The organism is Amycolatopsis umgeniensis, assembly GCF_014205155.1.
In the GTDB taxonomy this organism is placed as follows: Bacteria; Actinomycetota; Actinomycetes; order Mycobacteriales; family Pseudonocardiaceae; genus Amycolatopsis; species Amycolatopsis umgeniensis.
In genome coordinates this window covers 2,137,590-2,151,929 of record NZ_JACHMX010000001.1, presented here as the reverse complement: position 1 = coordinate 2,151,929, position 14,340 = coordinate 2,137,590, and the positions used below count along the sequence as shown (strand labels likewise).

Annotated in this window: 14 protein-coding genes and 2 pseudogenes; 6 read left to right on the top strand and 10 right to left on the bottom strand. The window is 68.1% G+C overall.

The annotated features are described in order from the left end of the window. Positions 1–3 precede the first annotated feature (3 nt). On the top strand, positions 4–1,200 hold the full coding sequence (locus tag HDA45_RS09555; protein ID WP_184893824.1) for a DUF6986 family protein: 1,197 nt from the start codon (positions 4–6) through the stop codon (positions 1,198–1,200). Positions 1,201–1,398: 198 nt separating this feature from the next. Here HDA45_RS09555 and HDA45_RS42330 read toward each other — a convergent pair. From HDA45_RS42330 to HDA45_RS09535, 6 genes and pseudogenes are all read right to left on the bottom strand, one after another. Beyond that, positions 1,399–1,581 (bottom strand): annotated as a pseudogene (locus HDA45_RS42330) (HNH endonuclease signature motif containing protein); the annotation flags it as partial. A 13-nt stretch (positions 1,582–1,594) separates the two neighbouring features. Beyond that, positions 1,595–2,203 carry an IS3 family transposase gene (locus tag HDA45_RS43220; RefSeq protein WP_378316458.1) on the bottom strand — a complete coding sequence of 203 codons (609 nt, stop codon included), beginning with the start codon at positions 2,201–2,203 and terminating at the stop codon, positions 1,595–1,597. Positions 2,204–2,262: 59 nt separating this feature from the next. Continuing rightward, entirely contained in the window at positions 2,263–2,562 is a 300-nt protein-coding gene (locus tag HDA45_RS09545; protein ID WP_184893820.1) for a transposase, read from the bottom strand. Positions 2,563–2,627: 65 nt separating this feature from the next. Continuing rightward, positions 2,628–2,800: pseudogene (locus tag HDA45_RS42325) on the bottom strand (HNH endonuclease); the annotation flags it as partial. 151 nt (positions 2,801–2,951) lie between these two features. Beyond that, positions 2,952–4,211: a DUF222 domain-containing protein gene (locus tag HDA45_RS09540; RefSeq protein ID WP_184893818.1), complete on the bottom strand. Its 1,260-nt coding sequence runs from the start codon at positions 4,209–4,211 to the stop codon at positions 2,952–2,954. A 169-nt stretch (positions 4,212–4,380) separates the two neighbouring features. After that, the gene (locus tag HDA45_RS09535; RefSeq protein ID WP_184893816.1) at positions 4,381–4,956 is read right to left on the bottom strand and encodes a CGNR zinc finger domain-containing protein; all 576 of its coding nucleotides are present in this window, start codon (positions 4,954–4,956) and stop codon (positions 4,381–4,383) included. A gap of 82 nt (positions 4,957–5,038) precedes the next feature. On the opposite strand from HDA45_RS09535, the gene HDA45_RS09530 reads away from it, so the two are divergent. Continuing rightward, the gene (locus HDA45_RS09530) at positions 5,039–6,211 is read left to right on the top strand and encodes an epoxide hydrolase family protein (RefSeq protein WP_184893815.1); all 1,173 of its coding nucleotides are present in this window, start codon (positions 5,039–5,041) and stop codon (positions 6,209–6,211) included. Here the strand turns inward: HDA45_RS09530 and HDA45_RS09525 are convergent. Genes HDA45_RS09525 through HDA45_RS09510 form a run of 4 tightly spaced genes read right to left on the bottom strand, consistent with a single transcriptional unit; the run spans position 6,201 to position 9,244 of the window. Next, a complete protein-coding gene (locus HDA45_RS09525; RefSeq protein WP_184893813.1) occupies positions 6,201–6,689 on the bottom strand; it encodes a GNAT family N-acetyltransferase in 489 nt (162 codons plus the stop codon). The two genes, HDA45_RS09530 and HDA45_RS09525, sit on opposite strands and share 11 nt — an antisense overlap. Positions 6,690–6,699: 10 nt before the next feature. Further along, the gene (locus HDA45_RS09520) at positions 6,700–7,302 is read right to left on the bottom strand and encodes a DsbA family protein (protein WP_184893810.1); all 603 of its coding nucleotides are present in this window, start codon (positions 7,300–7,302) and stop codon (positions 6,700–6,702) included. A gap of 36 nt (positions 7,303–7,338) precedes the next feature. Continuing rightward, on the bottom strand, positions 7,339–7,821 hold the full coding sequence (locus HDA45_RS09515) for a MarR family winged helix-turn-helix transcriptional regulator (RefSeq protein WP_184893808.1): 483 nt from the start codon (positions 7,819–7,821) through the stop codon (positions 7,339–7,341). 1 nt (position 7,822) lies between these two features. After that, positions 7,823–9,244: a PucR family transcriptional regulator gene (locus HDA45_RS09510; RefSeq protein ID WP_184893807.1), complete on the bottom strand. Its 1,422-nt coding sequence runs from the start codon at positions 9,242–9,244 to the stop codon at positions 7,823–7,825. 136 nt (positions 9,245–9,380) lie between these two features. Here HDA45_RS09510 and HDA45_RS09505 point away from each other — a divergent pair, with 136 nt between their 5' ends. The 4 genes from HDA45_RS09505 to pucD are packed head-to-tail and all read left to right on the top strand — an operon-like array spanning position 9,381 to position 14,336. Further along, a complete protein-coding gene (locus HDA45_RS09505; protein WP_184893805.1) occupies positions 9,381–10,250 on the top strand; it encodes an FAD binding domain-containing protein in 870 nt (289 codons plus the stop codon). Then, a complete protein-coding gene (locus tag HDA45_RS09500) occupies positions 10,241–10,711 on the top strand; it encodes a (2Fe-2S)-binding protein (protein ID WP_020630622.1) in 471 nt (156 codons plus the stop codon). Before HDA45_RS09505 ends, HDA45_RS09500 begins: the two co-directional genes overlap by 10 nt. Next, positions 10,708–12,057: an 8-oxoguanine deaminase gene (locus HDA45_RS09495; protein WP_184893803.1), complete on the top strand. Its 1,350-nt coding sequence runs from the start codon at positions 10,708–10,710 to the stop codon at positions 12,055–12,057. Before HDA45_RS09500 ends, HDA45_RS09495 begins: the two co-directional genes overlap by 4 nt. Continuing rightward, entirely contained in the window at positions 12,054–14,336 is a 2,283-nt protein-coding gene (gene pucD, locus HDA45_RS09490; RefSeq protein ID WP_184893801.1) for a xanthine dehydrogenase subunit D, read from the top strand. The genes HDA45_RS09495 and pucD overlap by 4 nt, the downstream gene beginning before the upstream one ends. Positions 14,337–14,340 lie beyond the last annotated feature (4 nt).

The following is a 14,340-nucleotide window of genomic DNA, read 5'->3' as shown; positions in this document are numbered from 1 at the left end:
CAGATGGGGAACGGGCGGCTCACCGAGGACGTCTACACCGCCGCCGACGCGCGCCTGGCCGAAGCCGATGCGCGCGTCGCGGCCAAGTATCCCGGCGAGCCGCCCGGCCGCCAGCCCGTGCACACCGTGTACGTGCCCGCGTCGCAGTTCAAGACGCGGCTCGTGGCGGATTGGGGCAAGCAGGCCCTGCGGGTCTTCGGCGAACACGCCGATCAGCTGGCTCTGGACGCGGACATCGCCGACAGGGTCAGGACCAAACTCCTGACCGAGCCGATCGAGGATCTGCGGATCGACTTCGAGGACGGCTACGGCAACCAGGGTGACGACGAGGAGGACGCCACCGCGCTCGCCGCGGGGCGGACCCTCGCCGTCACAGGCGGGACGCCGTTCGTCGGCATCCGGTTCAAGAGCTTCGAGCAGGCGACCCGGCGCCGCGGCATCCGTACTCTGGATCTCTTCTTGGCGGGATTGCTGGAAAGCGGTCCGCTGCCGGAAGGTTTCGTCGTCACGCTGCCGAAGGTGACCGCCGTCGAGCAGGTCGAAGTGGCGGCGGACGTCCTGGAACGCCTCGAATCCGCGTATGGCCTGCCTGGAAACGCGCTGCGGTTCGAAGTCCAGATCGAGACGGCGCAGTCCATTGTGGACATCGACGGGACGGTGGCGGTACCGCGGATCATCGAGGCCGCGCGTGGCCGTTGCTCGGGCCTGCACTACGGAACCTACGACTACAGCGCCGGTCTCGGGATCAGCGCCGAGTACCAGAGCATGGAACACCCGGCCGCCGATTTCGCCAAGCAGCTCATGCAGGTCTCGGCCGCGGGGACCGGCGTCCGGCTCTCGGACGGCTCGACGAACAAGCTGCCCGTCGGCGACGCGATCCTCCCGGCCTGGCGCGAACATCTCCGGCTGGTGCGCCGTTCCCTGGAGAACGGCTTCTACCAGGGCTGGGATCTGCACCCACACCAGCTGCCGACCCGGTTCGCCGCGACGTACGCGTTCTTCCGCGAGGGTTTCCCGGCGGCGCTGGGGCGGTTGCGGGACTACGCGGACAAGACCGGACGAGGTGTGCTGGACGAGCCGGCGACCGCGCAGGCTTTGGCGGGATTCCTGGTGCGGGGGCTTGATTGCGGCGCCGTGGACTTGGCGGAGCTTTCGTTCTCCAGGTCCGAATTGGACGGATACGCGCGGCGGACCGGGTGAACTGGGCGCCGAGGCCTTCGTCGAGGAGCCTTGAGGGGTTCGCCGGTTCGTGGGCAAGAGCCAACTGAAGGAAACTGCCGAGATGGCGCTTGCGGAGCCGGGTTCGGCGTGGGTCGCGAGTGTCCCCGATCTTCCGTTGCGGGCATGCCGAGGTGCCCGTCGCCGGTGGGGTGGCGGGCTCCTCGGGGTCATGCGTGGGCGCCGGGGTCTTCGTAACGGGTCCAGATACTGCGGCGGGATGAACTCCGGTAACCCGTCGGCTGTCATGCGGACTTGCCAGTCCCCGTGGTGGATCAGTCGGTGGTGGAACCCGCAGTGCTGTACGAGGTTGCGGAGGTCGGTGGGGCCGCCGTCTGCCCAGTGATCAATGTGGTGGGCGTTGAACTTGCCCCGGTCAGACGGACAGGTGGGCGTGTGCTGTCTCGTAGGCTACCGGGGTTTGGTAGCCGCGTGAAGAGTGCAGTCTCGTGTTGTTGTAGAAATTGATGTATCGGAGCAGTATTTGCCGTGCTTCGTTGTTTGTTTTCGGTTGCGGATATGGGTGTAGGGCCTCATTTTGAACGATCCGAACCAGGATTCCATGGCAGCGTTGTCGAGTGCGCTGTGGTTTTGCCCGATGGATGCCATCATCCCGGCTTCTCGTGAGGTCGGTGAACCACAGCATGTTCGGACGTGGGCGATCGAAGATCCGGCGGACCAGATCCTTGACCTCGGGCCGTCTTACTGGCGGTGCCGCGCGAGGCCTGGCCTTACGTTTCCCTCGAACAGCACGAATGTTGTGCTCTCGCATCAACCTCGCGACCCTTCGCCGGCCCACGCGAACGTCGGCCCGGACGAGCTCTTGATGGATGCGCGGTGCACCGTAGGAACCGAGCTTGTCGTGCAGGGCTGTGATGCGCTCGAGCAATGCGCGGTCCTCGACCAGGCGCGGCGAAGGCGGCCCCGCCAGCCGACGTCGCCAGTCGTAGAAACCGGAGCGGGAAACGCCGAGAACCCGGCACATCATGCTGACCGAGCGTGACGGATTGCGGGCCTTCTCCGCGTGAATCCAGCCGTAGATGGCTACTGCTCCTTGCGGCGTGCGAAGAAGGCCAATGCTTTTCCCAGGATCTCCAGCTCTTCCTCTTTCTGCTGCAATTGCCGTTTCAGGGCCACGATTTCTGCTTTGTCGTTCTTGTCGTCACCCTTGGAGCTAACCTCGGACAACAGCTTCCCTCGTGAATTGGCATCCTCGCGTACCCAGTTCGACACAGTCGTCGCCGACAGATCGAACTCCTCGGCAATGTCCTTGAACGTCCGGCCTCCTTGTCGAAACAACTCCACAATCTGTGATTTGAACTCCCGAGAGAACGTGCTGGCCATCCGAACAACCTCCCGTGGTCACCCAGACCACTCTGACGGTGTCCGCCACCCCGGGGCAAGCTCACGTGGCAGTTCCGCGGCCGTCGATGACAGCCTGGGAACGCGCAGCCTCGGTCGCGGATGTTGAGGGCTCGGCGTTGGGCGGGGGTGACGAACTGCCGTCCAGTGGCTCACCCGCCGCGTTCAGCACGATGGGGAGTATGAGGCGGTCGCAGGCGGCCATGGTTCGGACGAAGTCCTGGTCGCGATCGGGTGTGCTTCTGTCGGAGGATCGGTTTTCGCGGCATCTGGGTGGTCTTAGTCTTCCGTTGATCAAGAGCTGGTCGGCTCTTGGGTGGTGTGGGCATGCCGAGGGGCCCGTCGCCGGTGGGGGCGGCGGGCTCCTCGGGTCAGGCGGTGGCGCGGTGGAGGGTGTTGCGCCGGGCTCGTCGTAACGGGTCCAGATACTGGGGCGGAATGAACTCCGGCAACCCATCCGCCGCCATCCGAACCTGCCAGTCCCCGTGATGGATCAGCCGGTGATGGAAACCGCAGAGCAACACCAGGTTCCGAAGATCCGTGGGCCCGCCGTCTGCCCAGTGATCAATATGATGAGCGTGACAGTTCCGCGGCCGCCGATGACAGCCGGGGAAGGCGCAGCCTCCGTCGCGGAGGTTGAGGGCTCGGCGTTGGGCTGGGGTGACGAACCGCTTCAACCGTCCCACATCCAGCGGCTCACCCGACGCACTGAGCACGACCGGCAACATCAGGCAATCGCAGGCGGCCATCCTGGCTTCGCGGGCGGTCATGGTGCCGATGAAGTCCACGCAGGCGGTGCCGAGCCCGGTCTTCAACTCCTCCAGGCCGATCGTGACGTGCACGAGAGTCCGGTAGCCGTTGGTTCCGGGCTGGTCGGGGCAGGCGACCGCTAAGTCCAGGAGTTCGGCCCAGGCGTCGCCTTGGCGTTCGGCTTTGGTGCGTATATCGGCTTGGCCGGATTCGTCCACCGGGCGTGGTGTCGCGTAGGCCTCGAGGGCTGCGGCGGTGCGGGCACCGAGTTCGTCGTCGAGGAGGCCGTTCAGTGTCCAGAACCCGTCCTTGCGCCGTTCCAGCGTGACTTCACGGCAGGGCTGCTTGGGTTCGGGGTCTTTGGGTTCGTTGCCGTCGGGGTTGAGCCAGGCGAGCAGGTTGTCCCCGAGCTTCGACACCTGCCGGGGCCCGGCGTCGCGAGCCAGATCGGCGAGGGTCTTCTCCGCGCACTCTCGATCCTCCACCGACACATCCGACGGGATCCGGGCCAGGATCTCCAGGATCTGCTTGATCCGCTGCTCTCCGATCGCGCCCTCAGCAGCGGCCACGCCGGTAGCGGGCGCGATGGCGGGAACTTCGGTGCCGTCCAACGAACGCGTCGGGTTCAGCGCGATCGCTTGAGTCACGATCGGGCTGGCCTCACCCCGCGACAGTCCGGCCACGTCAGCGAACCATGCCGCCGTACTGCCGTAGCCGTAGAGGTCTTTCGCGCCCCGGGACTCGACCTCCGCCAGATACCGCCCCAACCCGGCGGAGGCGATCCGCATCATCTGCAGGAACTGCAGCACGCCATGAGCAAGCTCCAGCTTGCCAGCACGCCACAGCTCCTGCGGCAACTCGGGAAGAAAGGTCTCGGACACCCCACAACAATACCGCACATCTGTCGAACAGGTGTTCGTAATTTTAAGCAACAACGCAACCGGCGGATTCACCACTGACGGGTGAATCTGCCAAAAAGCCGCTGCTACCCGACGTGACATCGAACGCCGACGCTTGGGCCTGTCACCTCGGGATACGCAATCAGGCGTATCACTCCGCCGATCCCGCATTCTTCCGTTGATTGGCGATGAACCGCGCCTTCTTCTGGCGATTCCCGCAAGTGTTCATGTCACACCATTTCCGGCTTCGACTCTGACTGGTGTCGAAGAAAGCGGCACGACAGGTGGGCGATGCGCACAAGGCCAATTTCCCGTCACGTTCGCCCGAGATGATGCTGATCGCGTCGGCGGCTATCACGCTGAGGGCGTCTTCCACGCGGGAAGTCGAGCTGAGCCTCCATCGTCGATTGCCCTCGGGGGTCAGGACGGCCGCGGCCCGGCCCTGGATGCTGCGGTCGTTGATGACCTGGACGACGGAAGCGGGAAGGGGCTCTTGTGTCGCGGCCGCTGTCGCGGCGGCGTGGATCGACTCCCTCAGTTCTCGGGCGAGGTCGAGTTGGTCGGTGGTGCACGAGTCGACGGCGAGGCCGTTTATCGCCAGCCAGTCGACGAGCCGGTGAGGTGCGGGGATGCGCTCGACGGCCTCGCCCTGACGCTCCGTCAGGGTCGCCGTGAAGCTGGTCGCCAACACGCTACCGAGGCGGAAGTCGGGGAACTCTGCGGGCATGGAACCACCTTAGCCGGTTGCGCTTCGTCGGGAAGACCTGTTAGAACCGTCTTAGCCGGTTCCGCGACATTCAGGAGGTCTCATGCCCCGATCAACCAGCGACGTGCAGGCATTCGAAGCCCGTGCGACTGACGCTGACCTCGAGGATCTGCACGCGCGATTGGCCGCGGCGCGGCTACCGGAGGTCGAGACGGTCTATCGCGCCGCGCCCGACCCTCGCCGGTGGGACCAGGGGGTTCCTCTGGCCGACCTCGTCGATGTCGTGGACTACTGGCGCACCGGGTACGACTGGCGGTCGTTCGAAGCGTGCTTGGACCGGATCGGTCAGTTCCGCACGACCATCGATGGTCTCGGAATCCACTTCCTGCATCGCCGATCCGCGCGCGCGGACGCCACTCCGCTGGTCTTGACGCACGGCTGGCCGGGCAGTGTCGCCGAGTTCGTCGATGTGGTGGACGAGCTGGCGGACCCTGGAGACGCGGACGCGCCGGCGTTCCACGTCGTGGTCCCGTCGTTGCCGGGCTTCGGGTACAGCGACAAGCCGGCCACCACCGGGTGGGGGACCGAAAAGATCGCGGCCGCGTGGGTGGAACTGATGGGAAGGCTCGGTTACGACAGGTTCTTGGCCCACGGCGGCGACTGGGGAGGCAATATCACCACGGTTCTCGGCGGAAGGTTCCCTGCGCACGTCCTCGGCATCCACACGACGTTCGCGCAAGGGCTGCCCGGGTCGACGACGGACGGACTGACGGCGGTCGAGCGAGGCTGGGCCGAGGAAACCCATCATTTTTGGCGCCACCGCGCGGCGTACGCGAAGCAGCAGGCGACCCGGCCGCAGACCATCGGCTACTCGCTCGTCGACTCGCCGGTCGGGCTCCTCGCCTGGATCCTCGACAAGTTCGCCGAGTGGTCGGACACCGGGGACAGCCCGTTCGAGACGATTTCCAGGGACCGCGTCCTCGACGACGTCACCCTGTATTGGCTGACGCGGACAGGCGCGTCCTCCGCCCGCATCTACTACGAAAGCCACAACTCGCTCGACCCCGAACTCAGGGTCGACGTCCCGTCGGCGGTCACGATCTATCCCCGCGACATCGAGAAGTATCCGCGTGCCTGGTCACAGGAGCGGTACCGGCAGATCGTCCGGTGGAGGTCGCCCGAAACCGGGGGACATTTCCCTTCGCTGGAGGTCCCCGAGTATTTCGTCAAAGACCTTCGAGAGGGCCTCGCGGCGGTGCTGGCCGCTAGCCGGTGAGCGTCTTCACGTAACGCCTGCAGGGAACCGAAATCGGCCCATCCGGACCGGACGCCTGATTGTCGAACTCGCCCTCGTCCGCCCAGCCGCGACGCTCGTAGAACCGCCGCGCCCGCGCGTTTCCCGGCGCCACGGCGAGCCAGGCGCGGGAATGCCCGCCCTCGGCCGCCAGACGTTCGGCTTCCGTGAGCAGGGTTCCGGCCACACCGCTTCCACGATGACCCGAAGAAACGTAGACCTGCTCGACCTCGTCGCCGACGACCATCACGAATCCGGCCACCTCGCCGTCGATCAGCGCGACGGTCGTGTCGCCGACACGGTTCCCCGCCCGGTCCCAGAACGAATCGCGAGTGCGGGCCCGGACGAGTTCGTCGGGCACGTTGCCGAGATGGGCGTCCTGCCAACCCTGGTACCAGATTCGCGCGACGGCGTCGGCATCCGCGGGCGTGGCTGGTCGCAGTACGGCAGAGATGGGCATGAGTCGAAGTTTAGGGAACCAGCGCGCCGATCCGCCGCTCCACTTCGTCCGCGCTCGCGTTCCCGGCGACGAGGGTCACGACCTGCTCCCCGTCGTCGGCCAGCAACGTCGGATACCCGGTGACCCCCAACTCCCGCGCCCGCTGGAAATCGGCCGCCGCGGGCACCCCGTCCAGCGCGGCCTCGACGGCGTCCTCGTCCAGACCCGCTCGCCGCGCGACCATCCGATACGTCGAGACTTCGGAAAGGCTCAGTCCATCGAGGTAGAAAGCTTCCTGCAGCAAGGCCGCGAGCCGCACCGCGCGGTCCGGCGCGACTTCGCGCAACGCCGCCATCCCGCGAGCGGCGGCCTCGGAGTCCATGACGAACTCGCCGTCCGCGATGAGCCGCTCGTAGCTCTCCCCGAACGGCGCCCCGGTCTGGCGGGTGATCTCGGCGTTGGCCCCTTGGACGTAGCCGAACTGCCGGATCGGCACCCGGCGCCCGCCGAGGAACAGACCGCCGGAAACCACTTCGACCGGCAGGTCCGGATGCCGGTGCGCGACGTCGGCCATGGTCCTGGCGAAGCCGTAGGACCAGCCGCAATACGCGTCGAAGACATAGATGAGCCTCATGACGGGATCCAACGACGCCTGACCAGTCAGATATTCCTACCGGAGCCTGGGAAGTGCGTCACGGGCGGAATGGCTCAGGGTCCGCAGGTCCAGCGCGAACTGTTCGCGATGGCCGGCGGGCAGCGGGTCGAGGAAGAGCCGCTGGATGTTCTCGACGTGCACCCGCGCGGCGCGGACGGTCGTCTCCTCGCCCTTCTCGGTCAGCCGCACGAGTTGCACGCGCCGGTCTTCGGCGTCGGAGGCGCGCACGACCAGCCCGAGTGTTGTCATCCGGTCGACCAGCCTGGTCGCGCCGCCCGTGGTCAGCACCTGCTCCTGCGCGATCGCGCGCATGCTCATCCCGGCCTCGCCCGCCCTGCCGACGATCAGCAGGACCTCGAACATCAGATGCGAGATCCCGCATTCGGCCTCCAGCGCGCGGCCGAGCAGGTATTCGAGCCGGTTCGCGGCGCCCATCATCCGTCCGAAGGCGACCACACGCGGGTCGTAGGCGGCTTCTTTCGCCGAGGTGATGCCCATTTCAGCTCCCTGCCGACAAGGCCAAATAGACGTCGAGCTGTTCGGTGAACTCGGTCAGATCGGCGCCGAGCAGTTCGCTCGCCCGCCCGATCCGGTACCGCAACGTGTTGACGTGGACGTGCAGCGCCCGCGCGGCCCGCGTCGGCGAGCCGGAGCATTCGAGGAAGACGCGCAGGGTGTGCACCAGATCGGTGCCCTGCTCGGCGTCGTAGCTCAGCAGCGGGCCCAGCACCCGCCGCCGCAGCGCCGCCCGCAGTTCGTCGGGCGCGCCCGCCAGCAGCAGCCGGTGCATGCCGATCTCGCCGCCGGGGACGACCTCGATCGTGCCCGGCCGTTCCGCCGCCGCGGCCAGCGCGTAGCGCGCGACCTCTTTCGCGCCCCGCAGTACCGAAACCGGGGAACGGTCGCTGATCCCGATCAGCACCCGGCGGCAAGGCAGCAGCGACTCCACTGTGGACAGTGAGGCGGTCACCGTGGCTGGCCAGTCCTCCGGCCATTCGCCGTCGTCCTCGGCCACCGCCCAGGTCGTTTCCCCGGCCGGCCCGACGAGAGCGCCGGGCGGCAGCAGTTCGGTCAGGATGCCGCGTGCCGCCTCGGAACCTTCGGTGCGGGCGACGACGACGCGCAGATCACCGCGCAGCCCGGTCGCGGTCAGCGCCGCGTGCGGATCGCTCCCCTCGTCGAGCGCGGTCAGCAACGGTTCGAGCACCCTGTCGGTGACCGCGCGGACCTCGTCCGCCCGCGTGCGCGCTAGTCCGATCAGTCCGGCGAGTTCCTCCGCGATCTCCGCTTGGGCCGAGGTCAGCGCGCCGCCGATCGCCAGCAGCCATGGCAACGCCTGCCTGCCGCCGACCGGCCGGACGGAGACGTCGCCGGACTCCAGGGTGCGCCCGCCCGCGGCGACGAAGCGCCGCACCAGATCGGCCGGGGCGACGGCGGGCACCACCCAGCAGGGGAGGCCGATCTCGGCGCGGGCCCTGTCCAGCAGCGTTTCCACCGACGCGTCCTCGGTCGCGGCTGAAAGCAAACGTTTGCGAGCGCCTTCGCCCGCCGCCGCCAACGCCAGCACGACCCGTTCGGTGACGACCGAGAACGACAGGTCCGTCGGCACTTCCAGCAACGGGATCCCGTGTCGTGTGCAGGCTTCGACGAGGTCTTCGGGGATCCCGTCGGAATCCGCTCCGGAAGCCGCCAGTGCCACGGCCCCGGCCTTCGCCAGCGCGGCGACGAAGGCCTCGGAATCACCCGGCCCGCGCCACCACAGCAACCCGCTCAGGACGAGCTCGCCCGCCGACACGTACCGCCCGGGATCGGGCAGTTCCGTGACGAAGATCCGGGACACCGGACGGTCGAGCAGCGCCGTCCCGGCACGCACACGCAAGCGCAACCCGGGAAGCGCGAGCAGAGTTTTCACGGTCGTCATCAGGTTTGTAGGAAAGCACAAAACGACCGGCGCGTGCAGGGGAGATTTCATGCTTCGGCACCGTTGCCGCCATACGGGCGCAGGGCGTCTACTGAGTCAGCCGTCACAGAACACCGCCGAACCGAGGAGCCCGAGAGTGGATTTCCTGCGCCCCAGCTCGCTGACCGAGGCGCTCGCCGTCAAGGCCGAGCGGCCCGACGCGGTGCCCATCGCGGGTGGCACGGATGTCATGGTGGAGCTCAACTTCGACCACCGCCGTCCCGGCGCGCTGCTCGATCTCAACCGCGTCACCGAACTCGCCGAGTGGACCGAGACCGACGGCGAGATCCGGCTCGGCGCGTCCGTGCCCTACGTCCGGGTGATCGCTGAGCTGGGTGAAGTTCTGCCCGCGTTGGCGATGGCCTCACGCACCGTCGGCTCGCCGCAGATCCGCAACCGCGGCACCGTCGGCGGCAATCTGGGCGCCGCTTCGCCCGCCGGCGACACCCATCCGGTTCTGCTCGTGCTCGGCGCCGAGGTCGAGGCCGCGTCGGTGCGCGGGACGCGGAGGATCCCGGCCGAGGAGTTCTACCTCGGCGTCAAACGCCACGCCCTCGAGCCCGACGAGCTGATCACCGCGGTGTATCTGCCCGCCGCGGTCGGCCCGCAGCAGTTCGCCAAGGTCGGGACGCGCAACGCGATGGTGATCGCGGTCTGCTCGTTCGCGCTGGCCCTGCACCTGGACACCCGCGAGATCCGCGCGGCCGTCGGCTCGGCGGCCCCGACCCCGCGCCGGGCCACCGCCGCCGAAGAATTCCTCTCCGCCGAACTTCCCTGGGCCACCAAGGCGGCGATCGCGGACTCGGTCAAACGCCGGTTCGGCGAGCTGGTCTCGCAGGCGTCGTCGCCGATCGACGACGTCCGCGGCAGCGCCGACTACCGCAAGCACGCGTTGTCCGTCCTGGCGCGGCGGACGCTGACGTGGGCGTGGAACGACTTCCAGAAGGGTGAACGCGAGTGCGCGTGAACGTGACGATCAACGGCGAGTCCCGCCAGGCCGACGACGTCTGGGAGGGTGAGAGCCTGCTCTACGTGCTCCGCGAGAGGCTCGGTCTCCCCGGCTCCAAGAACGCCTGTGAACAGGGCGAATGCGGTTCCTGCACGGTGTATCTCGACGAGGTCCCGGTGTGTTCGTGCCTGGTCGCGGCCGGTCAGGTCGAGGGTCGTGAGGTCCGCACGGTCGAAGGGCTCGCCGACGGCGACAAGCTCGACCGAGTCCAGCAGTCCTTTGTGGACGCGGGCGCCGTCCAATGTGGCTTCTGCACCCCTGGCCTCGTGGTGGCCGCGCACGATCTGCTCAACCGGGTCGAAAACCCGGCCGACGAGGAGATCCGCGAGGCGCTGGCGGGGAACCTGTGCCGGTGCACCGGGTACGAGAAGATCCTCGACGCCGTCCGGCTGGCCGCGACCAGGGGGGAGACCGCGTGAAGACCGTCATCGAGAACGCCGCGATCGCCACTGTCGATCACGCGGGTACGGAGCATGCTTCGGGCCACGTCGTCATCGAGAACGACCGCATCGCGGCTGTCGGCGCGGGGAAGGCACCCGAAGGCGAGTACGACGAACGCGTCGACGGTTCCGGATACCTGGTCACACCCGGGCTGATCAACACCCACCACCACCTCTACCAGTGGGCCACGCGCGGTCTTGCCGCCGACCACACGCTCTTCGAGTGGCTCGTCGCGCTGTACCCGATTTGGGGAAGGCTCGACGCCGAAATCACGCACGCGGCGGCCACGGCAGGCCTCACGCGGCTCGCGACCACCGGGTGCACCACGGTCGCCGACCATCACTACGTCTTCCCGCGCGATGGCGGCGACCAGGTCGAAGCCCTCGCCGCGGCAAGGATCCGCGTCGGTGTGCGGCTGCACGTCGTCCGCGGCTCGATGGACCGCGGCGAGTCGCAGGGCGGACTCCCGCCGGACAACCTCGTCGAGGAGACCGAGGCCGCGCTGCTCGGCACCGAGGCCGCGATCGACCGGTTCCACGACGACTCCGCGGGCGCGCATCTGCAGATCGCGGCCGGGCCGTGCTCGCCGTTCTCGGTGAGCGAGCGGCTGATGACCGGCGCCGCGGAACTCGCGCGGCGCAAGGGAGTCCGTCTCCATACCCACCTCGCCGAGACTGTCGACGAGGAGAAGCAGTGCCTCGCCGAAGTCGGCTGCACCCCGGCCGAGTACGCCGACAAGCTCGGCTGGCTGGCCGACGACGTCTGGCTCGCGCACTCGATCCACCTCGCCCCGGACGCGATCCGGCGGATGGGCGCCACCGGAACCGGCGCGGCGCACTGCCCGACGTCGAACGGGCGGATCGGCGCCGGGATCGCCCCGGTCCGGCAACTGCTCGACGCCGGGGTCGCGGTCGGGCTGGGCGTCGACGGCGCCGCGTCCAACGAATCCGGTGGCCTCGGGGAGGAACTGCACCAGTCGCTGCTGCAGGCGCGGCAGCGTGGTGGGCCGCGTGCGCTGACCACGCGCGAAGCACTGTGGATGGGCACGATGGGCGGCGCGCGCTGCCTGGGCCGGGAGAAGGATCTGGGCTCGATCGAAACCGGCAAGCTCGCCGACCTCGCGGTTTGGGATCTGAACGGCCTGAACTACGCGGGGATCACCGACCCGGTCGCCGCGCTGGTACTCGGCGCCACCCCGCCGATCGCGCGCCTGTTCGTCGGCGGCGCGACCGTGGTGACCGGCGGGACACTGCGCGAGGAATCCGAAGACGAGATCGCCCGTGAACTGGCCGTGGCCAGTGCCCGGCTGAGGGAGACGGTATGACCACCACTGAAGTCTCCAAGCAGACCACCGGCAACGGGGTGGGGACGAGCCCGCGGCGGCCCGACGGCACGGTCAAGGTGCGCGGCGAGTTCGCCTATTCCTCGGATCTGTGGCACGAGGACATGCTGTGGGGCGCCACGCTGCGCAGCCCGCATCCGTACGCGCGGATCACCGATGTCGACATCACCGACGCCCTTGCCGTGCAAGGGGTCTACGCGGTGCTGACCCACGAAGACGTGCCGGGCGTGAACAAGTACGGCCTGGAGCATTCCGATCAGCCGGTGCTCGCTGTCGACGTCGTGCGCTACCAGGGCGAGCCCGTCGCGCTCGTCGCGGCGGATCACCCCGAGACCGCGCGCCGCGCGATGAAGCGGATCAAGGTCTCCTACGAAGTCCTCGAACCGGTGACGGATTCCGAGAAGGCCGCCGCCGGTGAGGGTGCCGAGCTGCATCCCGGCGGGAACGTGGTGCGGTACGCCAAGATCCGCCACGGCGACCAGTCGGTGAAGGCCGACGTCGTGGTGTCCGGCGTCTACGAGGTCGGCATGCAGGACCAGGCCTTCCTCGGGCCCGAGTCGGGTATGGCGATCCCGGACACCGAAGGCGGTGTCGACCTTTACGTCGCCACGCAATGGCTTCACGTCGACCAGCAGCAGATCGTCGCCGCGCTGGGCCTGCCCAAGGACAAGGTGCGGCTGACGCTCGGCGGGGTCGGCGGCGCGTTCGGCGGCCGTGAGGACCTTTCGATCCAGGTCCACGCGTGTTTGCTGGCGCTGCACACCGGCAAGCCGGTCAAGATGGTCTACAACCGCGAGGAATCCTTCTACGGGCACGTGCACCGTCACCCCGCGAAGATGTACTACGAGCACGGCGCGGACAAGGACGGCCGGCTCGTTTACGTGAAGGCGAAGCTGTACCTCGACGGTGGCGCGTACGCCTCGTCCACCGGCGCGGTGGTCGCGAACGCGGCCACGCTCGGCGTCGGACCGTACAATGTGGACAGTGCTTCGGTCGACTGCTGGGGCGTGTACACCAACAACCCGACCTGTGGTGCGATGCGCGGTTTCGGCGCGGTGCAGGCGGGGTTCGCGTACGAGTCCCAAATGGACAAGCTCGCCGAGGCCTGTGGCGTCGATCCGGTCGACATCCGGATCCGCAACGCCATGGAGGAGGGCAGCCTCATGCCGACCGGTCAGGTGGTCGACTCGGCCGCCCCGGTCGCCGAACTGCTGGAACGCCTGCGCGCCAAGCCGTTGCCGGTGAAGCACGAAGACCTGGACCTGCGCCGGATGCCCGGCGGCGTCTCCAACACCACGCACGGTGAAGGCGTCGTCCGCGGAATCGGGTACGCGGTCGGCATCAAGAACATCTGCTTCTCCGAGGGTTTCGACGACTACTCGACGGCCCGCGTGCGGCTGCAACTCGTCGGCGGCGAACCCGCGGCGACAGTGCACACCGCCGCCTGCGAGGTCGGCCAAGGCCTGGTCACGATCATGCAGCAGATCGTCCGGACCGAACTCGGCATCGAGCAGGTGACCATCCTGCCGATGGACACCAACATCGGCAACGGCGGTTCGACGTCGGCGTCGCGGCAGAGCTACGTCACCGGTGGCGCGGTCCAGGCCGCGTGCGTCGCGGTGCGATCCGGGCTGCACAAGCACCTGGCGGGCAAACTCGCGTCGGACGGGAAGCTGACCGTCGTCGGGAACAAGGTCTTCTCGGTGGACGGCAGTGTGCTGGCGGACCTCGCCGACGTCCTCGGCGACGAGGTCTTCGACGAGACCGTCGAATGGCGCCACCGCCCGACGACCCCCATCGATCCCGAGACAGGGCAAGGGAACGCGCACGTCCAGTACGGTTTCGCGGCACACCGCGCGGTCGTGGACGTCGACACCGAACTCGGGCTGATCAAGGTCGTCGCGCTCGATTGCGCGCAGGACGTCGGCAAGGCGCTCAATCCACAAGCGGTGCTCGGCCAGATCCAGGGCGGCTCCGCGCAGGGCCTCGGGCTCGCGGTGATGGAGGAGATCCAGACCGTGGACGGGAAGATCCGCAACCCGTCGTTCACCGACTACCTGATCCCGACCGTGCTGGACATGCCACCGATGGATATCGACGTCCTGGAGCGGCCCGACCCGAACGCGCCGTATGGTCTGCGCGGGGTCGGCGAACCGCCGACGATCTCGGCCACCCCGGCGATCGTCGCGGCCATCCGGGCGGCCACCGGGCTGGCCTTGCCTCGTGTCCCGGTGCGTCCCGAACATCTCACCGGCACCTGATATC